This is a genomic window from Klebsiella sp. Sb-30 (genome assembly GCF_057652795.1).
Genome location: NZ_CM172749.1, coordinates 3,894,255 through 3,916,159 on the forward strand (window position 1 = coordinate 3,894,255; position 21,905 = coordinate 3,916,159).

Genomic DNA, 21,905 nt, shown 5'->3' on the forward strand with positions numbered 1-21,905 from the left:
CTCCTTTCCTTATTTCAGCAGCTGAACGGCGGCGCCGTCACGCAGACGCTGCGCGCCGTCCGTCACCACGCGCTCGCCCGCTTGCAGACCGTCCGCCACGACAAACTGCTGCCCCTGCTGGCCGCCCGATGTCAAACGGCGCAGCGCAACGGTGTTATGGTCCGTCACCACCCAGCTATAAAACCCCTGCGCATCCTGCTGGACGGCGGCAACCGGGATCATCAGACTCTCCTGCGCCTGTCGCGGGCGAAGAATGACCGGCACGTTGCCGCCCGGCAGCAGGCGATGCTGCGGATTGGCGAATTCGGCGCGCAGCACGACGCTGGCGGTGCGGGTATCAATCCGGTTATCGACCGAGGTCAACACCCCATCTTCCCGCCTGCCGTCGGGTTCAATCTGCGCCAGCCACGCCTGCTTCAGCGCGCCGATATCGGCATGCTGCCCGGCTTTACTGTAAAAGGCGGCTTCATCTAAGGCGAAAGAGATGCGAATCGGGTCGAGCTGGACGATATCCACCAGCATGCCGCTGGTCGGCCCCACCAGGCTGCCGACATGAAAACGACTGTGGCCAATACGCCCGCTGACCGGCGAGTCGATGCGCGTATAATCCAGCGTAATTTGCTGCGTGGTGACGCGCGCCTTCGCCTGTTCCACGGTGGCGGCGGCGACATCGCGCTGCATCCGGGCGTTATCGACATCGTTGCGGCTGATGGAGTGATTGTTTTTCAGCTGTTGATAGCGGGTCAGCAGCTGCTGGGCCTGACGCAGCGAAGCCTGCGCGCTTTTCAGCTCGGCCCCGGCCAGCGCCAGCGCAGCCCGAGGTTGGGCATCATCGAGTGTGAACAGCCGATCGCCTTCCCTGACGTACTGCCCGTCCTGGAAGTGGCGCTGCACAATGGTCCCCTCCGTGCGTGCGCGGATCTCCACGTCATGAATCGCTTCAATGCGGCCGGGAAGCGGACGTTCAGCCACATGCGGCAGCAGTTGAACGACGGTCGCGCGAACCGGGATGGCGGGCGCGGCGGTGGCCGTCAGGGCGTAACCGGCCAGGCCAAGGGTCAGGCAGACCAGGCGCAAAATATTTCTCATCGGGATTCCTTGCTGGCGATGCGGCGTCCCTCCCCTGAGCGGAGAGGGGCGCCGGGCGGATCAGGCGGTTTTACGTAACGGGCGGGTCAGACGCTTCTCGACTTCCACCACCAGGAACATCACGATGGCAATCGCCAGGGTGATAAACCAGTAACGCAGCGGCAGCGACTCGGTGCCAAACATCGTCTGCATAAACGGCAGGTAGATAATCGCCAGCTGCAGGAGCAGCAGCACGCCGCTGACCAGCCAGATGCCTTTGTTGCGCAGCAGGCCAGTATTTAATGAGAAGCCCTCGCTGCGACGGCAGTTAATCATGTACACCCACTGCGCGGTCACCAGCATCTGTAACAGCACGGTGCGGATAAACTCGGCGCTATGGCCGCGCGGCGCCAGCCAGGCCTCAAGAATAAAGGCGGCGACGGCAATCATGGTTCCGACGAAGGCGACGCGCCAGATGGCATAACCATCCATGACGTGCTGGCCGGTTTTCCGCGGTGGGCGGTTCATGACGTTGCGCTCCGCGGCTTCGAAAGCGAGACCGAAAGAGAGCGTGGCGGAGGTCGCCATGTTCATCCACAGAATCAACACCGGCGTCAGCGGAATAATGTTCCCCGCTAACAGGGCAATGATAATCAGCAGCCCCTGCGCCAGGTTGGTGGGCATAATAAACAGAATCGTTTTCTTCAGGTTGTCGTAGACGCGACGCCCCTCTTTCACCGAGCTGGCAATGGTGGCGAAGTTGTCGTCCGTCAGCACCATGTCGGCCGCCTCTTTGGTGACTTCAGTGCCTTTGATCCCCATCGCAATGCCGACGTCGGCCTGGCGGAGCGCCGGCGCATCGTTCACCCCGTCACCGGTCATGCCGACGACTTCACCGGTATCCTGCAGCGCTTTGACCAGGCGCAGCTTATGCTCCGGACTGGTACGAGCAAAAATGTCGTACTCCACGGCGGCTTTCGCCAGTTCGCCATCGTCCATGTGCTCCAGCTGATAGCCGGTCATCGCCTGATGGCTGTTGGTGATCCCCAGCATCTGGCCGATGCTCATTGCCGTCTGCGGGTGATCGCCGGTGATCATTTTCACGCGGATCCCTGCGGTCTGGCAGGCGTGAATCGCCTCTATGGCCTCCGAACGTGGCGGATCCATCATTCCGGCGATGCCGAGGAACACCAGCCCCTCACGCAGATCGTCGTGGGTCAGCGTCGTGCTGCCGGCCCGCGCCGGTTTACAGGCGGCGGCAACCATGCGCAGCCCCTGGCTGGCGAAGCGAGAGATCTCATCCTCCCAGTACTGGCGCTCGAACGGAACCGTCCCCTGCTTTGTCATCTGCTCGCGGCACATCGCGAAAATCACATCCGGCGCGCCGGTGATCAACACACGCTCAGCGGTGTCGATTCTCTGCTGCGTCGCCATGTACTTATACTGTGAATCAAACGGAATTTTGGCAATCAGCTGCGTCTCAACCGGCGGCAGCTTTGCCTTCGCCGCCAGCACTTTTAACGCCCCTTCGGTCGGGCCGCCGGTGATGCCCCACAGGCCGCGCGCGTCCTGTACCAGCTGGCTGTCGTTGCACAGGTCAATGGTACGCAGATACGTTTCCAGTACGCTTCCGGCATGAATTTGTACCGGCTCATCGCTGCCTTCCAGATAGATATTGCCCTGCGGCTCATAGCTGTCACCCTCAACCCGGTAGCAGCAGTCGGCGGTGATAATCGCTTTGACCGTCATTTCGTTCATGGTCAGCGTACCGGTTTTATCCGAACAGACGACGGTCATCGCCCCCAGCGTTTCTACCGTCGGGAGCTTGCGAATAATGGCGTGTTTGCGCGCCATCGCCTGCACGCCGAGGGAGAGGATGATCGAGATAATCGCCGGAAGTCCTTCCGGGACCGCCGCTACGGCCAGGCTAATCAGGGAGAGCAGCAGTTCCCCCATGGGGATATCACGCAGGGCCAGGCTGAAGACAAACAGCGCCGCCATCATGGCGAGGATAATGACGAAAATCGCTTTACCCAGCTTATCCATCTGCACCAGCAGCGGCGTGCGATGCTTCTCGATACCGGCCATCATCTGGTTGATATGCCCAAGCTCCGTATCCTGCCCGGTCGCCGTCACGACGCCGACGCCACCGCCGGCGCTGATGGTGGTACCGGAAAACACCATGTTGGTCCGGTCGCCCAGCGGCAGTTCGCCTTGCAGCGCATCGGTGATTTTATCCACCACCGTTGATTCGCCGGTCAGGATCGCCTCTTCCACACGCAGGTTGTGAGTTTCGATCAGGCGCATATCCGCCGGAACGCGGTCGCCCGCCCGCAGAATAACGATATCACCCGGCACCAGATCGCGGGTGGGCAAGGTTTCGTGTTTACCGTTGCGCTGCACCCGGGCATTGCTGGAGAGCATGTTGCGGATCCCCTGCAGGGATTTCTCGGCGTTGCTCTCCTGCACGTGACCGATCAGGGCGTTGATGACCGTGACGCCCAGGATCACCAGGGTATCCACCCAGTGTCCCATCACCGCCGTCAGCGCCGCCGCCGCCAGCAGGACGAAAATCAACACGTCGTTAAAGTGGGCCAGGAAACGCAGCCAGGCCGGCTTGCTTTTCTTTTCCGGCAGCGCGTTAGGGCCAAAGGAGGCCAGGCGTTCTGCGGCCTCGGCGGAATGCAATCCCTCGGCGCGACTGTGGTTCTGCGCCAGTACCTGTTCAACGGTCTGCCGGTAGGCTGGCTGTGCCGCAGTATCTCCCGCAGGAGGCGAATTATGGGGGGGATGGATTCTGGTCAAATTAAATTTTCCTTATAAATTCCGTTATTCGGAAAGCCTGAAATCATTTCTGGCCAATGAATGAATATGATTTTATATAGCGAGATGAAAATTGATCCAGGACAATTAACAGCCCTCGCAAAATTTAAAATCTGTGATAAGTTAATTCCTCAAACAACTATTACAGAATATTAATAAACATATATTAAACGAGGTTCATTATGTCAGGAATCTACCGCGGACGCCGCCTGGTGCTGTACATCCTGCTGGCTATCAGTATTGCCACGCTGGTGGGATATAGTACCTATACTTTTGTAAAGTACACTCTTTAATAATGACGTTAATTGACATTAAGATGCTATTAATTTAATTACAAATAACGCCAACAATATTAACAGAAGGAATAAAAGTCCTGATATTAGCGCTACGTATAATGGCGTAAAATAATCACTCAGGAAAGGATATTGCGTTAAATGTCATTATACCTGATAATATGTTTTTTAACTGATGATTAACAAGTAATGAAACATCCGCTCGAAACGCTGATCGCCGCCGCAGGCATTTTATTGTTGGCCCTGATCTCTTGTTTACTGCTGCCAGCGCCATCCCTTGGGTTAACGCTGGCGCAAAAACTGGTCGATACCTTCCATCTGATGGATCTCAACCAGTTTTATACCCTGCTCTTTTGCCTGTGGTTCTTAGCGCTGGGCACGGGAGAATATGTGGTGTTGCGTTGGGTCTGGCGCCGCTGGTTTTCCCTTGAGCGCTAACCCGGTAAAGTCACGCATTCCCGCCACCAGCGCCTCGCACCAGGCGGCATAATCATGGCCGCTTGATGAAGGATGGAAGCTGACGCGATAGCCTTTATCGCGTAGCGCCTGTTCAAAAGTAAGGGTATTGCTGTAGATCCCGCCATCGGCTCCCGAGGTCTCAAACCGGCCTGCCTGGAGCCAGAAACGTATCGGATAGCGCGGCGACTGCTGATACTGGCGCGTCAGCCAGCCGGCTTCCTCGCCTTTGGGCGCCCACCAGTAAGAGCCCGACAGACTGAGGACATTGGCAAACAGCCGCGGATAGCGCAGCGCGACCCACGATGCGGCCAGGCCGCCGTAGCTGGAGCCGGCGACAACGGTTTTTTGGCGAATGGCATCCAGCCCCTGTTGTCGCAGCCAGGGCAGCAGCTCATGGGCCATAAAATTGGCGAAGAAGGGGTTGGGCGGCAGCTCTTTCGCCCGGCGCGGGTGATCGAGGCTATCAATAAACACCACATTGATCGGCGGCAGCACATGGCTGGCGATCAGGCTGTCCAGCACGTTGGCGAAGCGGTATTCATCCTGATAGGTTTTGCCATCAAACAACATCAGCGTCCAGCGCGCGGGCTGCGGCAGGCGCGGACGGTAGATCATCACTTCCCGGGTATTATGCAAAAAATCGCTGCGCAGCTGATGGCGGGTCAAAGTGCCATAGCGCAACGGCTGCGCCCTACGCTGCGGCGTGCAGTAGCGCGCCGGATTGAGCGCCAGCAGCGAATAGCGGTTCCAGCGATCGCTGGCGCGGTTGACGCTGTTCGGATTCAGCGGATCGGCCTGAGCGCTGACCAGAATCGCCCGCCGCTGCTCGTGCCCGACGCCGTCGACCTGCGGGACATCCGGCGCCAGCTTATATTGCATCAGGGTATCTGCCGGTACCACGTAGCTGCGAAACCAGACATCGGAATGGCCAAGCCGAAACAGCGGATCGTGATCGCCCGCCGGGGATCCCAGCAGGAAGACGTTTTTTCTCGCCCCGCGCCACAGGAAGGTGACGCGCTTGTGTCCTGCATCCACCGGTTCCACCATCGGCGTCCCTTCCTGTTCGCGCTCCTGCCAGAAACGCGTCGTAGAGCCACCCGCCGCCAGCTCCTGCATCAGCTGCTGCAAACGGGGACTGACGGGATCCAGTGCCTGGGTTTTCGCCAGCGCGGTGGTCTCCTTCATCCGCCAGCGGAAATGCCAGCGGGTGCCTTCTTCGCCGTGGAGCACCAGCGCTGAAGCGCGGTTCACCGGCAGGGAGAACAGCAGCGTTTGCTCGCCATCCGGCGGCCCTCCCGCCAGCAGCGTACGCAGCCGACGGTTATTTTCATCCAGCAGGCGGGCATCCGTTACCCCGGAAATCGTCGCCGAAACGTAGTTTTCCCCTAACGTCGGCAGATCAAAACAGACTTCGCCGCTGGCATCGAATTTTCCCTGCAGCTCTCCCTGCCGCGAAGAAGATTCGCAGTTCATTGCCACCGCCGGTAGCGCACTCATGCCGATCAGCAGACCACCCCATGCCATTTTCATCGCCCGATTTATCCCTGTAAAAATTTGTTACTAACGCTAATGCAAATGGTAATGATTTGCAATAACATCAACTCCGCTCGTTCAGGCCATTAGATTTTTCTGATGGGGGAAAGGGATGATTATGGCAATTTCAACCAAGGACATAGCAAATAAAATGTTTAAATATAATAAGATAACTAAACTCTGGGTCACGGGTCTTGCCGTGGCGACACTCGCCGGGCAGGCGCTGGCGGAGGAGACCCTCGTGGTCACCGCGAGCAGTAATGAAGATCCCACCGCCCCGGTCAAAGGGATCGTGGCGACGAAAACGCTTTCCGCGACGAAAACCGCCGCCGGGCTGGTGAAAACCCCGCAGTCGGTCTCGGTCATCACCCGCGATCAGATGGCGGCGCTGGACGTGACGTCGGTGTCACAGGCTCTGCGCTATAGCGCCGGGGTGTTCACCGAGTATCGCGGATCGTCCAACCGCAATGACGAAGTCTTCGTCCGCGGCTTCAGCTATGTACCGAAGTATCTCGACGGCCTGAGCTATGGCGCCACCGCGTCGTCGCAAACCGGCACAATGGATCCGTGGCTGCTGGAGCGCGTCGAGCTGGTACGCGGCCCGGCCTCGGTGCTGTTTGGTCAGGTCAACCCCGGCGGGCTTATCAGCATGACCAGCAAGCGTCCCACCAGCCAGCCGGTGCATCAAATCCAGTTCCGTACCGGCAACGACAATCTGGCGGAAGGCGCCTTTGATGTCGGCGGGCCGTTAAGCGACGACGGCCACCTGCTCTATCGCCTCAACGGTATCGCCCGCAGCCAGAACAGCCAGGTCGAGGATTATAAAGAGACGCGCATCGCCATTGCGCCGGCGCTGACGTGGTATCCCAACGATGCGACGCGCTTCACGTTGCTGACCAGCTATCAAAAAGATCCCGACGCCGGTTATCGCAACTTCCTGCCGCGCTACGGCACCGTCAACAGCGTCGATGGCAGCTATATTCCGCGCGACTTTAACGTCAGCGACCCCGGCTACAATCAATCCTGGCGCGAGCAGACTCTCATCGGTTATGAATTTGAGCATCAGCTCAACGACATGCTGACCCTACGGCAGAACGCGCGCTATGGGACGATAAAGCAGAAATATCGCTATCTGGTCTATTCCAACAGCGCAGCCAACAGCTCCGTGCTCTCACGTCGCGCCCAGCATGAGGAGCGGCAAACCGATGAGTTCGGTATCGATAACCAGCTTGAGGCGCAGTTCACGACCGGTCAGCTGGCGCACACCGTTCTCGGCGGCCTGGACTACAAAACCAGCAAGGATAAGCAGTACCTCGGTCGCGCCGGCGGTTCACAGTACGATCTCGACTGGCGTGCCCCGGTCTATGGTGTGAAGGTCGATGAAGGCACCTTCCGTACCGCCAGCGATGAACAGCAGAATCTCGATCAGGTTGGCCTCTACCTGCAGGATCAGCTGAGCCTGGAAAACTGGGAGCTGCTGCTTTCCGGCCGCTATGACTGGGCGGAAGTGCGTACCACCGACTTTACCGACAGCAGTCGCACCCAGAAAAACGACAGCAAGTTTACCTGGCGTACCGGTCTGCTGTATGCATTTGACTTTGGCCTGTCGCCCTATATCAGCTACAGCACCTCCTTCGAACCCAACCTGCAAACCAATCGTGCGCCGGGCGTCGCTCCGTTCGACCCCAGCGAAGGGAAACAGGTGGAAGTGGGTGTGAAATATCAGCCTACGCCGACGGCGTTGATGACTCTGGCGATGTACGACCTGACCCAAAGCAACGTTGCGACCTGGAACAGCGCGGCGGGATGGTATGAGAACAGCGGTAAGGTCCGCTCGAAGGGGGTGGAAGCCGAAGCGCACGCCACCTTCTTTGACAACCTCAACCTGATTGCTTCATACACCTGGACCGACGCGGAAACCATGAATACCACCGTCGCCGGCACCGAAGGGAAAACCCCGGCGCGCATTCCGACCCATATGGCCTCGGCGTTCACCAGCTACACCCTGCCCAATGGCGCGCTAAAAAGCCTGACCGCTGGGGTTGGCGTGCGTTATATCGGCACCAGCTACGGCGATGCGAAAAACACCTTCAAGGTACCGGCGGTGGATCTGTATGACGCGATGGTCAGCTATGAGTTAGGCGAATTGAGCTCGAGCCTGAAAGGGGCGAAAGCGCAGTTCAACATCAACAATATCGCCGACACTAAATATGTTGCCTCGTGCGCCGGCGATAGCGCCTGTTTCTATGGCGTGGGTCGTACGGTGACGATGACGGTAAACTACGCCTGGTAGAAGCCCAAAATGCGTCCGCCGGTCTTTCCGGCGGACGCGCCTCAGTGGGCGCGATTGTGATTCTCTTTGCGGTAGGCACCCGGCGGCTGATGAAAGGTGCGGGTGAAAATGCGGGTAAACGTCTGCTGTGAATCAAAGCCGTATTTCAGGCAGATATCATAAACCCGCTGATCGGTGTCGCGCAGGTCGCGCGCCGCCAGCCGCAGTTTACGTTCGCGGATATAGCGCCCCAGACTCTCCCCTTTGTACTGCAAAAAGAGTCGTTGCAGATGCCATTTCGAATAACCAGAGTGACGCGCAATATCATCAATACGCAGCGGCTGATGCAAATTGTCATCAATCCACCCGACGATAGTCTCAATCACCTGAGCGGAAATAGTCATAAGTCCTCTCCTCTTTAATCAAACCAGTATTTATCGCCACCAGGTAGTAAATGATTGCGTCTTATCGGCAACCCAAACCGGCTCGCCAAGCATCGGCGTTAACAACCGCCACGGTCTTTGCTGACTGGCCGCAGCCAGCCGCTTATAAGGATCGTCCCAGCTGTGTTTCGCCAGCACAAAGCGCCCCGCATGCCCCGGGAGCACCGCGCGCGTGCGGAGATCGTCGGCGGCCTGAGCCGTCTCGTCAGGCATCATATGAATGTATTTCCAGTCCTGGTCGTACTGGCCGTTCTCCATAATCGCCAGATCCACGGCGCCAAACTGTTCGCCGATGGCTTTAAAGTGCGGGCCGTAACCGCTATCGCCGCTGTAGTAAATCTTCTGCTGCGGGGTGACGAACATAAAGCTGGCCCACAGCGTTTGATTGCGCTTCAGCCCACGACCGGAGAAATGACGGGCCGGCAGCACATGCACGGTCAGTTCGTCGCTGACCTGCACCGCCTGATGCCAGTCCGCTTCGCTGATAATGGCGCTCTCCATGCCCCAGTAGCGCAGATGCGATCCCACGCCGAGCGGCGTCACCACGCGCTTGATTTTTGGCATCAGCGCTTTGATGGTGGCGTAATCCAGATGGTCGTAGTGATCGTGCGAAATAATCAGCAGGTCTATCTCCGGCATACGCTCCGCATGCCACGGATAGTCACCCGGGAAAGCTTTATTAATAAATGAGAACGGTGCGGCATAGTTGCTGAAGACCGGGTCAATCAGGATGCGTTTCCCCGCCAGCTGCACATACCAGGAGGAGTGGCCGAGCCACACCATCGTATCCTGCCCGATCGGCAGGCTGGCGAGATCGGTATTGACCAGCGGCAACGGCTGCGCGGGACGGGCATTTTCGCGTTTAGTCACCAGAAACTCCCACCAGGCGGCCAGCATATTTTTCTGCCCGGTGAAGCCCGGCGTGGGGAGCTGATTATGAAACTGGCCATCGCGATAGTGTGGCGACTGTTCCACCAGACTGAGCTGCGCGCCCTGCGGCGCCCGGCCAAACCCGGCATTTAAGACAAACGGCAAAGCTGTTGCTGAGGCTAATAACATAATGGCGACCACGCTGAAAGTGACACGGTTCATAACCTGACCAGATGAAACTCCCTATTATGAGAGTTTAGTGATATAACTTGATTATGAGTGAGTAAGCACTCATTATTAAGACGAATATGAAAGTCGTCAAGACGATTTTCAATTTTTTAACATCCACCGTTGCAGTGCCATGACATGGCGTGGTTAGATCGGGGTTTGATTTCGCGTGAGGTAAAATGTAGTGGCTCGTCCTAAGAGTGAAGATAAAAAACAAGCGTTGCTGGAGGCCGCAACGGCCGCCTTTGCCCAGTCGGGTATCGCCGCCTCAACATCGGCCATTGCCCGTAGCGCCGGGGTTGCCGAGGGGACGCTGTTCCGCTATTTCGCCACCAAGGATGAGTTACTCAACGAACTGTACCTCTCGATCAAATCGGGGTTAGTTAAAGCGATGGTCTCCGGACTGACGCCAAACGAAAAACGGCCGAAAGAGAACGCCCGCAATATCTGGGACAGCTATATCGACTGGAGTATTCGCCACCCGATGGAGCACAAGGCGATTCGCCGGATGGCGCTCAGCGAACGCATCACCGATGAAACCCGAACCCGCGTGAGAGAGATGTTCCCCGAGCTCAACGAAATGTGTCAGCTATCGGTCAAGCCGGTCTTTCTCAGCGACGCCTACAGCGCCTTTGGCGACGCCCTGTTTCTTTCGCTGGCGGAAACCACTATCGAATTTGCCAGCCACGATCCGCAGCGCGCCCGCGAGCTGATCGCCCTCGGTTTTGAGACCATGTGGCAAGCGCTTCACGAGAACGACGCCTGATGGACCGCGCTTCGCTGCACGCCAGCGCCCACCGGATTGCGCTCAGCTATCCGTTTACCGAACACTGTTGGCCGTTCGGCCCGGAGTATGACGTATTCAAAGTTGGCGGGCGCATTTTTATGCTCACCATGACCCTTCGCGGTCGGGCGCTGGTGAATCTGAAAGCCGATCCGCAAAAATCGCTGCTCAATCGGGAGATTTACCGCAGTATTGAGCCGGGATATCACATGAACAAAAAACACTGGATCACCGTCGTCCCCGGCGAGGATATCAGCGAGGATCTGCTGGCCGAACTTATCGATGATTCATGGAATCAGGTGGTGAATAAGCTGACAAAAAAAGAGCGGATTCGGCTCCGTCCGGAAGGATTTTCAGGCTAGCGCGATAAGTGTTATCGCATTTTTGTCTCTTATCATTTCCCCGCCTTCGCTGTACTCTTCTCCCACTAAACGCCCCGTAAGGGGCTGTAAACTCGAATTATCTTGAGCATAAACCGTGAGGAAGAGTTATGGATATCGTCTCCGTTGCCTTAAAGCGTCATTCCACAAAAGCCTTCGATGCCACAAAAAAACTGACGGCTGAAGAAGCGGAAAAGCTGAAAACATTGCTGCAATACAGCCCGTCGAGCACCAACTCCCAGCCGTGGCACTTTATCGTTGCCAGCACGGATGAAGGGAAAGCACGGGTGGCGAAAGCCGCCAGCGGCACCTATGTTTTCAACGAACGTAAAATTCTTGATGCTTCTCATGTCGTGGTTTTCTGTGCCAAAACCGCCATGGACGACGCCTGGCTGGAGCGCGTGGTGGACCAGGAAGAGGCCGACGGACGTTTCGCTACTCCGGAAGCCAAAGCCGCTAACCACAAAGGCCGCGTTTTCTTTGCCGATATGCACCGTAAAGATCTGCATGACGACAACCACTGGATGGCGAAGCAGGTTTACCTCAACGTCGGCAACTTCCTGCTCGGCGTCGCGGCAATGGGGCTGGACGCCGTGCCGGTTGAAGGGTTCGACGCCGCGATTCTTGACGCCGAATTTGACCTGACCGCACAGGGCTTTACCAGCGTGGTTATCGTTCCGGTCGGCCACCACAGCGTGGAAGATTTCAACGCCACGCTGCCGAAATCACGCCTGCCGCAGGCGACCACCATCACCGAGATTTAATCTCTCCGCGCACGCCGCTCGCCGGCGTGCCAGATTCGTTCTGCATAGCGGCCAATCACCGCCAGCGAAACGGCGAGGATCAGGAAGAACAGCACCTTGTGCATCCCGTCCCAGAAAAACTCGAAGAAACGCGTATAGAGATTGATAGCCAGGAAGGTCAGGCCAAAACCGCGCAACATTCCGTCATCCGTTTTCAGACTGATATAAATACAGACGCCCGCCGCGACGCCGAATAACAGCGCCCACGGCAGCTGCTGCAGCGGTGAAATGCTGTACCAGGCGTCGGGATCCCGATAGCCAAAAATCGACAGAATCCATAGCGCGATAAACAGATACGTCAGGCCCATGGCCTTACTGACGGTAAACAGCCGGCGCTGAAGCAGCCACTTTTGCAGCATAAAACAGAGCGCCAGCAGCACGCCACCGAACAGCACAAAACGCAGCGGATAGTTCATGCCCAGCCAGTAGGCCCCCCATCCCGCCAGGTAGCCGGTTTCCGCTCCGAACCAGTTGCCCAGCGCCAGCAGGAAGAACAGCCACACCAGCCCGGAACGGGCCGCCAGGCCGATAGCACCATAAATAGCGCAGCCGACCAGAAACAGTGGCGCAATATGGCCGCTGCCGTCATCCAGCCGCACGCCGAGTTGCCACAGCGCCAGCGCGGTAAACACCACGCCGACAAACAAAATCGCTTCACTGCTATAGTGCCAGTACGAGGCCTGCCGCTGGCGACGGAATCCCCAGAGGTAGCAAACCAGCGCCACCGCCGCAGGCAGCGCAATCCGCGCCAGCGCCGAGTCGCTGAACAGGCTCACCAGCCGGGCAATCAGTTCACTATCGGCGAACAGGCTGCCCAGCGCGATCAGCAGGCAGGCCAGCGCCGTCCAGAAGGCATAGCGGCTCAGTCGCTGCCAGTCAAAGGTGCTGACGCGCAAAGTGCCCGCCAGCCGCTGGCTTTCCGCGTGGCTCAACTCCCCCGCGGCCTGCCATTCATCCAGCGCCTGCTGAATCACCCGCTGTTGTTTCCTGGTTACGTTCATCTGCGTTCCCTGTCGCTATAAGAGAGAATCCTGTTTATCCAGCCATGCCAGCGCCTGCTCGCCGGCGTCGTCCATCGGCAGGTACACCAGCAGCCGGGAGCCATTACGCGGGGCGGAATACCAGTACATCTGCTGCAGACTAAAGCGTCCGAGCTGGGGATGATTGAAATTCTTCACCTGATTTTCCACGCCGCGGACGTCATAACGCTGATGCCACAGCGTTTCAAATTCGGCGGAGGCGGCAAAAAAGCGCGCCAGCTTATTTTCCCACAGCGGGTCGCCCCGGTGTTCGGCCATGGCCGCGCGGAAATAGGAGACAAACGTCGGCAGCACATCGCGATTTTCAATACGGCTGCGCCAGGTCTCGTGGGTGAGATAGAGATAAATACAGTTACGGTTTTCTGCGGGAAGCGCGGCAAAATCGACGCCCATCAGCCGACAAAAACTGTCGTTCCACGCCACGATATCGAAATTGGGTTTCTGGATGCTGGCCGGCTGCGGCATCAGGCTATCGAGCATCCGCCGGGTCCCCGGAGCGATCCCCTCACATACGCTGACCTGCGTGGTTTCCGGCGGCGTCAGCCCGGCCAGCACGAACAGATGGCGCGTCTCCAGCGGACTGCACTGCAGCGCATTCGCGACGCCCACCAGTACCGATTCCGACGGATTAACCTCCCGCCCCTGTTCCAGCCAGGTATACCAGGTCACGCCGACATCGGCCAGCATCGCCACCTCTTCCCGGCGCAGCCCGGGCGTGCGCCGCCGCCCTACTCGCGGCAGGCCAAGACGCTGCGGATCAAGGCTTTCACGTCGGGAGCGCAGAAAGGCGCCCAGCTGCTTACGGCTATCGTCGGGCGCTATCGGCACCGTTTCACGTTGCGGCATTCCCGTCATATTGACTCCAGCATGGTAGTACCAATACCAGTATAGACAGGAACTGGTACCCGTTTAATTTATCGGTAATGCTACGGCCATCCGCTGAATGACGCAATGGAGAGATCCGATGAATTCGTCTGCTGTTTCACCCGGCCGCGCCGGTTTACTGCTTCTGTTGACCGGCCAGATGCTGCCGCTGATCGACACCTCAATTACCAACGTGGCGCTGGACTCCATTACCCATTCACTGGATGCCAGCGCCACCCAGCTGGAGCTGATCGTCGCGCTCTACGGCGTCTCTTTTGCGGTGTGCCTGGCGATGGGCAGCAAACTGGGCGATAACTACGGCCGCCGCCGTCTGTTTATGTGGGGGGTCGCGCTTTTTGGCCTCGCCTCTTTGCTGTGCGGCATGGCCAACTCCATCGGCGGGCTGCTGGCGGCCCGCACGCTGCAAGGTGCGGGCGCGGCGCTGATTGTGCCGCAAATCCTCACCACCCTGCATGTGACGTTGAAAGGCAGCGCCCATGCGCGCGCGATCAGTCTGTATGGCGGGATTGGTGGGATTGCTTTTATCGTCGGGCAGATGGGCGGCGGCTGGCTGGTCTCGGCGGATATCGCCGGCCTGGGCTGGCGCAACGCGTTCTTTATCAATGTCCCGATCTGCCTGCTGGTGCTGGCGTTTAGCCCCCGCTATGTCCCGGAAACCCGCCGCGAAGCCCATTCGGCTATCGACTGGCAGGGCACCTTCAGCCTGGCGCTGATCCTCTGCTGTCTGCTGTTTCCGATGGCGCTGGGGCCGGAACTTCACTGGCCGTGGACGCTCCAGCTTTTGCTGGTGGCCGTGCTGCCGCTGCTGATCTGGATGCGGGCCAGCGCGTTGCGTAAGCAGCAGCGCGGCGAACAGCCGCTGCTGCCGCCCCGTCTGCTGAAACTCACCAGCATTCGCTTTGGCATGGCTATCGCCCTGCTGTTCTTCAGCGCCTGGTCCGGCTTTATGTTCTGCATGGCGCTGACCATGCAGGCCGGTCTCGGCATGGCGCCATGGCAGTCAGGCAACAGCTTTATCGCCCTCGGCGTGGCCTATTTCCTCTCCGCGCTGTACGCGCCGAAGCTGATTGCCCGCTTCAGCATGGGACGTATTCTGCTGATTGGGCTGGTAGTGCAGATAGCCGGTCTGCTGCTGCTGATGGCGACCTTCGGTCACTTCGGCGCTCATACCTCGTCGCTGGCGATGGTGCCCTCTACCGCGCTTATCGGCTACGGCCAGGCGCTGATCGTTAACAGTTTTTATCGCATTGGCATGCGCGATATCTGCGCCAGCGATGCCGGTGCCGGGAGCGCCATTCTCAGCACCCTGCAGCAGGCGACGCTGGGATTAGGTCCGGCAATTCTCGGCTCGCTGTTTTTAACCCTCGCTCAACGCGGCGGCGGCACCTATCCGCAGGCGCTGATCGATTTCCTGGCCGTGGAGGTGGCAATGATGCTGCTCTTAGGCGCGATGGCCCTGCGGCTGCGCCATCATCTCAATATTCGTCCGGTGGCTACCGCCTCATAATCCATCATTGCATGACGCCTGATTTGCATAATATACATCCAGCGGTCATCATTACCGCTGGATGTACAGGAGACGTTATGCAGGAATTAATCTCACAAATTGCCGCCTTAGGCATCGAAATTACCCCCACCACTTCACTCATTATTATCTTCGGCATTATTTTACTGACCGCCATTGTCGTTCATTTTATTTTGCATAAAGGCGTGCTGCGCGCCTTCGAAAAGCGCGCGCAGGCCAGCAGCCATTTGTGGCTGCAAATCATCACCCAGAACAAACTGTTTCACCGGCTGGCCTTTACCCTGCAAGGGATTATCGTCAATGTGCAGGCGGTGCTGTGGCTGCAAAAAGGCAGTGAAGCCGCCAATATATTAACCACCTGCGCCCAGCTGTGGGTCATGATCTATGCCCTGCTGTCTTTCTTTTCACTGCTCGATGTGGTCTTCAATTTATCGCAGAAATTCGCCACCGCATCCCAGCTGCCGCTGAAGGGGATATTCCAGGGCATTAAGCTGGTCAGCGCGATTATTATCGGCATCCTGGTGATCTCATTACTGATTGGCCAGTCGCCGGCGATATTGATCAGCGGCCTCGGCGCCATGGCCGCGGTACTGATGCTGGTATTTAAAGACCCGATCCTGGGTCTGGTTGCCGGCATTCAGCTTTCCGCCAACGACATGCTGAAGCTCGGTGACTGGCTGGAAATGCCGAAATACGGCGCCGACGGCGCGGTCATTGATATTGGCCTCACCACGGTGAAAGTCCGTAACTGGGACAATACCATCACCACGATTCCTACCTGGTCGCTGGTCTCCGACTCCTTTAAAAACTGGAGCGGGATGTCCGCCTCCGGCGGGCGCCGCATTAAGCGCAGCCTGAATATTGATACCACCAGTATCCATTTTCTCGATGAGCGGGAGCAGCAGCGCTTAATTCAGGCCCGGCTGCTTAAGCCCTATATGGACTCGCGTCATCAGGAGATCAGCGAGTGGAACCAGCAAAACGCCGCCGACCATTCGGTGCTGAACCTGCGCAAGATGACCAATATCGGCACCTTCCGCGCCTATTTACAGGAGTATCTGCGCAACCACCCGCGGCTGCGCAAAGATATGACGATGATGGTGCGCCAGCTGGCGCCGGACGCCAACGGCCTGCCGATTGAGATCTACTGCTTCACCAGCACCGTGGTATGGGCAGAATATGAAAGTATCCAGGCGGATATTTTTGACCACATTTTCGCCGTGGTGGACGAATTCGGGCTGCGTATCCACCAGTCACCGACCGGCAACGATATACGTTCGCTGGCGGCGGCAAATCACGGGTAAGGCTCAGGCACTGGCGCGGGCAATGATGCGCCAGTCCATCATCACCCGTTCGGCGGTGGCCTCCGGGTTGTCGATTTTCTTCAGCAGCAGGGTCACCGCCGTACGGCCAATGTCGCGCGACGGCTGTTCCACGGTGGTCAGCTGCGGCGAGACCATCTCCGCCAGCTCCGTACCATCAAATCCCATGACCGCAATATCGTCCGGCACCCGCAGTCCGGCCTGGGCGATCGCCCGCAGGGCGCCCGCCGCCAGCGAGTCGGCGACGGCAAATACCGCATCCGGCCGCTCTCTGGAGGCCAGCAGCGTTTCCATTGCCGCTTTACCGGCGGCGGCGCTGAGGTCGCTGGCATAAGCCACCTGCTGCCAGGCCAGTTCACGCACATGCAGTACGTTTTTATAGCCGCGCTCGCGCAGGCGGGCATAGCGATAGCTCAGATCGTGGTTAATCAGGGCAATGCGCCGATGACCGCTCTCCGCCAGCCGCGATACCGCCCCCTGCGCCGCATCGATGTCGTTAATGCCGACGCAGGAGATACTGCCGGCATCGGCATACTCGGCGCACTGTACCCACGGCGCATCACCGATCATCATCGTCAGTTCCGGCAGACTGGAGAGCGCGTTCATCGTAATAATCCCGTCGACCACTTTCCCCGACAGCAGCCTCAGCCCGGAAGTCGAGCGCGCCAGATCGGACCCGGAATTACACAGTAAAATACGGTAGCCGTGCTTCTCCGCCTCCTCTTCAATGCCCTTCACCACTTCCGCACAAAACGGGTTCGCAATATTCGACACCATCACCAGAATCATATAGCTCCGTGCCGTCCGCAGCTGGCGGGCCAGCAGGTTAGGCTGATAGTTGCTCTCTTTAATCGCCTGCAGCACGCGTTCGCGGTTCTTCGGTTTAACGGTATCGCTGTTATTCAGCACCCGCGATACGGTTGCCACTGAGACACCCGCCAGACGGGCGATTTTCTGAATTGACATAAAGGCGGCACTTCCTGGGATAAGGGGAATAATGCGCAGGCTACCATAAACGGGCCGTCGGTGTGCAGCGGGGCGCGCGCCAGCCCGCTGATGCCCCTACGCATCGTGATGGAAAACTATTAATTATCAGGGCTATTATCCTTGCGCGTTAAGCGCGATGATTTTTCAGGTAACATAAACACCGCGCTCGGGCGCCGATAATTATAAAAGCTTACTATCAATACGTTAGGGATGATGTCATCAATGAAAATTCAAGTCGCACTGCTTGTCCTCGGCGGTTCTCTCGCCGCCCTCACCGGCTGCACCGCCTCAAAATCATCGCCGGAGCGCCATGCGTACTATTTTGTCGCCCATCGTTCTGATTTTGTCGGCGGTAATTTTGCCGTTAACCGGCAGGAAAATTACCGCTTAAATCTGCCGACCTTCACCGAGATCTATAACCGCGGCAAACAGGACCGAACCGCCGGCGTCAGCGAAAGCGATGCCCGACGCAATGCCGATGCCATTAAGCAGCAGGTTATGAAGGGTACCCGGTCACAACACACTTTCACCGGCAATGCCAGCGATAGCTGGAATAATGACATGGAGAATAAAGACGCGGTGCTGTTCGGCAACGAACTTTCCGCCGCCTATCTGGACGGGTATCTCGGCGTAAAATAAGTCATTGCGCGCCACCGGAGTGGCGCACAACCTGCCGGCTATCGCCTGACGCTGACCCAGCGCTGCTGCCGATGGCTTTGCAAAATCGCGTCAACGATATACATCACATCCGCCCCTTCATAAAATGAGGCGAAACGCCGTTCGTCGGCTGCCGGCATCGTCCCGGCGCGTACCGCCTGATAGAAGCTCAACATCATATTCTTGAAGGCGTCCGGCCACCCCTCATTATGCCCGCCGGGGAAGTGGGCGCTGGCGGCGATGTCCGCCTGCATCAGACTCGGGTCATCGCTGAGCAGCTGATTTGGCTGCGCGCGCTGGCCAATCCACAGCCGCTGCGGAAGCTCCTGATCCCACGCCAGCGAACAGCGGCTGCCGTTAATTTCAACCGCCAGGCGGTTCTTTCTTCCGGCGCTGACCTGAGAAACGGTAAAACAGCCTTTGCTGCCGTCATCAAAGCGAAACAGCACGGACCCCATATCTTCCGTATCTACCTCGCGCACCTCAAAACGCGGAGATTCCCCCGTCTGGCTGAAGGTGGACTCGCCGGAAACGGCCGCGTGGCGCGTCGGCCAGACGATAGAAAGATCCGCCATCACCTCGGTGATGCGCCTGCCGGTCATAAACTGCACCGTGTCGCACCAGTGGGAGCCGATATCCGCCACCGCCCGCGAAGCGCCGCCCAGCGCCGACTCCACCCGCCAGTTATAGTCACTTTGCTGCACCATCCAGTCTTGCAAATAGCTGCCGTGCGCCGAAAACAGCCGTCCGACCTGCCCGGCGCGCATCATGCTGGCGGCCTGCTGGACCATCGCGAACTGGCGATAGACGAAGCTTACGCCGTGCACCACCCCCGCCTTCTCCGCCAGCGTGACCAGTTCACGCGCCTCATCCGGAAGCATGCACAGCGGTTTTTCCGAGAACAGATGCAGCCCGGCGTGCAACGCCTGGCGGTTAATCTTCGCGTGCAGGTGGTTCGGCGTGCAGTTATGTACCACCTGTAAACCGGGATGTGCCAGGAGTTCCTCAACCTGACCATAAGCATGAGCCACATTCAGCTGCCGCGCTTTTTGCTGCGCCTGCGCCAGATTGCTGTCGCACAGCGCCACCACCTCGATGTCCCCGACCCGGCGCAGCGCTTCAATATGCGCCGGACCAATAAATCCAGTCCCAACAATGCCAACCTGAATCATGCTTGCCCCTCGCGACCGCTGGCGAAATCATCAAACGCCCGTTCGGAGACGGGAATAATATGGCGGCGGATAAATTCGCTGCCTTCGCGCGCGCCGGCCTCCGCCTCCTTCAGGCAGCACTCCCACTCCAGCACCGCCCAGCCGTCAAAGTCGTACTCGGTCAGCTTGCTGAAAATGCTCTTGAAATCAATTTGCCCATCCCCGGGCGAGCGAAAGCGCCCCGCCCGCTGCAGCCAGTTCTGATAGCCGCCGTACACGCCGCTGCGGCCGTCGCGACGAAACTCGGCATCTTTGACATGAAAGGCTTTGATCCGCGAATGGTAGATATCGATATACGCCAGGTAGTCCATCTGCTGGAGGTGCAAATGGCTGGGATCGTAGAGCATATTGCAGCGCGGATGGTTATCTACCCGCTGCAGGAAACGTTCAAAAGTCACGCCATCGTGCAGATCCTCACCCGGATGAATTTCATAGCAAAGATCGATCCCCTGCTCATCGTATAGATCGAGGAGCGGACGCCAGCGCCGCGCCAGTTCATCAAACGCCTCATCAATTCGTGACGGATTATACGGCGGCCAGGGATAAAACAGAGGCCACGCCAGCGATCCGGAAAATGTCGCATGGGCCTGCAGGCCTAAGCGCGCCGAAGCCACCGCCGCCTGACGTACTTTTTCCACCGCCCACTGCTGGCGTGCCGGCGGATTTCCGCGTAGCGCGGCGGGGGCAAAGGCGTCGAACGCCGCGTCATAGGCCGGATGAACCGCCACCAGCTGCCCTTCCAGATGGGTTGAGAGCTCGCTGATGGTCAGACCATGTTCCGCCAGTCGCCCGCGAATCTCATCGCAGTAGGTCTGGCTCATCGCCGCGCGTTCAACATCAAAAATAGCCGGATGATTACACGGGATCTGTAGCGCCTGATAGCCCAGTCCGGCGGCCCAGGCGGCGATCCCGTCCAGGGTGTTAAACGGCGCCTGCGCGCCGATAAACTGCGCCAGAAAAATCCCCGGTCCCTTCATCGTTTTCATACCCCCTCCTGATAGTTAATGCTGCTCTTTCTCGCGATACTGGAAAGAGAAAAGGAAAATCAGCGCGATAACCGCCGCGGCCACCGCCGGGATCCACCAGAAGATGACCCACGCCTGCGGTACGGTCTGCCCGGCCACCAGCTGGTTATACAGCGCGCCGGAAATTTGCGATCCCAGCAGCATCCCGATGCCGTAGGTAAACATGACGATCATGCTTTGCGCCTGGCCTTTGACCTTCTCCCCCGCCACGCGGTCGGTATAGATAAAGCCGACGACAAAAAAGAAGTCGTAGCACACGCCGTGCAGCAGGATGCCGAGATAGAGCAGGAAGCGCCCCTCTTCGCTCACTCCAAGGGCAAAGAAGGCATAGCGCACAAACCACGCCACCATCCCGACCAGCAGCATGTACTTGACCCCGAGACGGCGAAACAGCAGCGGGATCACCAGCATAAACGCGATTTCCGACATCTGCCCAAATGACATCGCGGTGCTGACATCCGCCACGCCGGCATCCGCCAGCCAGGAGGCGGTGTAGGCATAGTAGGTCCCCAGCGGAATCGAGATCAGCGTGGCGCAGAGTGAGAAAATAAAGAAATGGCGCGTCTTGAGCAGCGCAAACGCATCGGCGCAGAGCAGGTCGCGAAACTTCAGCGGAATGCCTTTCGCCGCTGCCGGCGTATGCGGCAAAGTCAGGCTGTAGAGGGCCAGTAAGACCGAACACAGCGCCGCCAGATTAAAGATAGCCGTGGTATCGGAAATTCCGCTCACGCCAATACAAATCCCGGCAATAATCCAGCCGATGGTGCCAAAGACGCGCACCACCGGGAAGGTTTTATCAACATTATTCAGGCTGTGGAAAGCGATATTGTTGGTCAGCGCCAGCGTCGGCATATAGCACAACGTATAGCCAAACAGCAGGCCGATAAGCAGCGCGCCATTGTGCGCGACCAGCGCCTGGGGGACGAACCACAGGATCGCGGCTCCCGCCAGGTGCATCACCGCCATCACTTTCTGCGAAGCAAAGAAGCGATCGACCAGCATCCCCAGCACAAACGGCGACAAAATCGAGGCAATAGGCCCGGCAGAGAACGCATCGCCAATCAGCAGCGCCATATCGTAGCGCGTCATCACCAGCCCCAGGGTCACCGACCAGCTTCCCCAGATAAAGAACTGCATAAACATCATTAACGCCAGGCGCGGCACCAGAAACCGGTGCTGCACGCCAACGCTTTCACGTCCTTCCGTCGTTGATACCATTTTGTCCGCCCTCAAAAAGTAATCGATTACAAAACGTCACAAAATAAAAAGTAATCGATTACAAAAAGAAGATCCTGCG

19 protein-coding genes are annotated in these 21,905 nt (G+C 58.2%); 8 read left to right on the forward strand and 11 right to left on the reverse strand.

The features are described from left to right. Nucleotides 1–9 precede the first annotated feature (9 nt). A complete protein-coding gene (locus AC236I_RS18205; protein ID WP_487608574.1) occupies nt 10–1,089 on the reverse strand; it encodes an efflux RND transporter periplasmic adaptor subunit in 1,080 nt (359 codons plus the stop codon). A 60-nt stretch (nt 1,090–1,149) separates the two neighbouring features. Continuing rightward, nucleotides 1,150–3,873 (reverse strand): cation-transporting P-type ATPase, encoded by a 2,724-nt coding sequence (locus tag AC236I_RS18210; protein WP_099842906.1) that lies wholly within the window; start codon nt 3,871–3,873, stop codon nt 1,150–1,152. A 500-nt stretch (nt 3,874–4,373) separates the two neighbouring features. Between AC236I_RS18210 and AC236I_RS18215 the strand changes: the two genes are divergently transcribed. After that, entirely contained in the window at nt 4,374–4,622 is a 249-nt protein-coding gene (locus tag AC236I_RS18215; protein ID WP_004859198.1) for a DUF1158 domain-containing protein, read from the forward strand. On the opposite strand, the gene AC236I_RS18220 is transcribed toward AC236I_RS18215, so the two are convergent. Further along, entirely contained in the window at nt 4,551–6,173 is a 1,623-nt protein-coding gene (locus AC236I_RS18220) for an alpha/beta hydrolase-fold protein (RefSeq protein WP_143722738.1), read from the reverse strand. The two genes, AC236I_RS18215 and AC236I_RS18220, sit on opposite strands and share 72 nt — an antisense overlap. Nucleotides 6,174–6,327: 154 nt before the next feature. On the opposite strand from AC236I_RS18220, the gene AC236I_RS18225 reads away from it, so the two are divergent. Beyond that, nucleotides 6,328–8,469 carry a TonB-dependent siderophore receptor gene (locus AC236I_RS18225; protein ID WP_487608575.1) on the forward strand — a complete coding sequence of 714 codons (2,142 nt, stop codon included), beginning with the start codon at nt 6,328–6,330 and terminating at the stop codon, nt 8,467–8,469. A 41-nt stretch (nt 8,470–8,510) separates the two neighbouring features. Here AC236I_RS18225 and AC236I_RS18230 read toward each other — a convergent pair whose 3' ends face one another. Together AC236I_RS18230 and AC236I_RS18235 are read right to left on the reverse strand one after the other, a co-directional pair. Beyond that, on the reverse strand, nt 8,511–8,852 hold the full coding sequence (locus tag AC236I_RS18230) for a RamA family antibiotic efflux transcriptional regulator (RefSeq protein WP_004859189.1): 342 nt from the start codon (nt 8,850–8,852) through the stop codon (nt 8,511–8,513). Between the two features lie 30 nt (nt 8,853–8,882). Continuing rightward, a complete protein-coding gene (locus AC236I_RS18235; protein ID WP_126509877.1) occupies nt 8,883–9,983 on the reverse strand; it encodes an MBL fold metallo-hydrolase in 1,101 nt (366 codons plus the stop codon). Between the two features lie 190 nt (nt 9,984–10,173). Here AC236I_RS18235 and AC236I_RS18240 point away from each other — a divergent pair, with 190 nt between their 5' ends. From AC236I_RS18240 to nfsB, 3 genes are all read left to right on the forward strand, one after another. Further along, nucleotides 10,174–10,755, forward strand: a complete 582-nt coding sequence (locus AC236I_RS18240) for a TetR/AcrR family transcriptional regulator (RefSeq protein ID WP_004859175.1) — start codon at nt 10,174–10,176, stop codon at nt 10,753–10,755. Then, complete coding sequence (locus AC236I_RS18245; protein WP_004859171.1) at nt 10,755–11,135, forward strand: MmcQ/YjbR family DNA-binding protein; 381 nt, start codon at nt 10,755–10,757, stop codon at nt 11,133–11,135. Before AC236I_RS18240 ends, AC236I_RS18245 begins: the two co-directional genes overlap by 1 nt. A gap of 128 nt (nt 11,136–11,263) precedes the next feature. Beyond that, nucleotides 11,264–11,917, forward strand: coding sequence for an oxygen-insensitive NAD(P)H nitroreductase (gene nfsB, locus AC236I_RS18250; RefSeq protein WP_015584949.1), 654 nt, complete (start codon nt 11,264–11,266; stop codon nt 11,915–11,917). Here nfsB and AC236I_RS18255 read toward each other — a convergent pair. Both AC236I_RS18255 and AC236I_RS18260 read right to left on the reverse strand, forming a co-directional pair. After that, complete coding sequence (locus tag AC236I_RS18255) at nt 11,914–12,957, reverse strand: DUF2157 domain-containing protein (protein ID WP_071359217.1); 1,044 nt, start codon at nt 12,955–12,957, stop codon at nt 11,914–11,916. The two genes, nfsB and AC236I_RS18255, sit on opposite strands and share 4 nt — an antisense overlap. A 15-nt stretch (nt 12,958–12,972) precedes the next feature. Then, complete coding sequence (locus tag AC236I_RS18260) at nt 12,973–13,851, reverse strand: helix-turn-helix transcriptional regulator (protein WP_044349144.1); 879 nt, start codon at nt 13,849–13,851, stop codon at nt 12,973–12,975. Nucleotides 13,852–13,960: 109 nt separating this feature from the next. Between AC236I_RS18260 and AC236I_RS18265 the strand changes: the two genes are divergently transcribed. Together AC236I_RS18265 and AC236I_RS18270 are read left to right on the forward strand one after the other, a co-directional pair. Beyond that, nucleotides 13,961–15,388, forward strand: a complete 1,428-nt coding sequence (locus AC236I_RS18265; protein WP_409034607.1) for an MFS transporter — start codon at nt 13,961–13,963, stop codon at nt 15,386–15,388. A 77-nt stretch (nt 15,389–15,465) separates the two neighbouring features. Further along, nucleotides 15,466–16,710, forward strand: a complete 1,245-nt coding sequence (locus tag AC236I_RS18270; protein ID WP_004859156.1) for a mechanosensitive ion channel family protein — start codon at nt 15,466–15,468, stop codon at nt 16,708–16,710. Between the two features lie 3 nt (nt 16,711–16,713). On the opposite strand, the gene AC236I_RS18275 is transcribed toward AC236I_RS18270, so the two are convergent. After that, nucleotides 16,714–17,694: a LacI family DNA-binding transcriptional regulator gene (locus tag AC236I_RS18275; protein WP_004859153.1), complete on the reverse strand. Its 981-nt coding sequence runs from the start codon at nt 17,692–17,694 to the stop codon at nt 16,714–16,716. Nucleotides 17,695–17,937: 243 nt separating this feature from the next. On the opposite strand from AC236I_RS18275, the gene AC236I_RS18280 reads away from it, so the two are divergent. Further along, entirely contained in the window at nt 17,938–18,354 is a 417-nt protein-coding gene (locus tag AC236I_RS18280) for an Exc2 family lipoprotein (RefSeq protein ID WP_032716829.1), read from the forward strand. Between the two features lie 38 nt (nt 18,355–18,392). On the opposite strand, the gene AC236I_RS18285 is transcribed toward AC236I_RS18280, so the two are convergent. The 3 genes from AC236I_RS18285 to AC236I_RS18295 are packed head-to-tail and all read right to left on the reverse strand — an operon-like array spanning nt 18,393 to nt 21,790. Continuing rightward, nucleotides 18,393–19,544 carry a Gfo/Idh/MocA family protein gene (locus AC236I_RS18285; RefSeq protein WP_004859146.1) on the reverse strand — a complete coding sequence of 384 codons (1,152 nt, stop codon included), beginning with the start codon at nt 19,542–19,544 and terminating at the stop codon, nt 18,393–18,395. Beyond that, on the reverse strand, nt 19,541–20,569 hold the full coding sequence (locus tag AC236I_RS18290; RefSeq protein ID WP_487608576.1) for a sugar phosphate isomerase/epimerase family protein: 1,029 nt from the start codon (nt 20,567–20,569) through the stop codon (nt 19,541–19,543). Before AC236I_RS18290 ends, AC236I_RS18285 begins: the two co-directional genes overlap by 4 nt. Nucleotides 20,570–20,584: 15 nt before the next feature. Next, nucleotides 20,585–21,790 carry an MFS transporter gene (locus AC236I_RS18295; protein ID WP_160873237.1) on the reverse strand — a complete coding sequence of 402 codons (1,206 nt, stop codon included), beginning with the start codon at nt 21,788–21,790 and terminating at the stop codon, nt 20,585–20,587. Nucleotides 21,791–21,905: the final 115 nt, after the last annotated feature.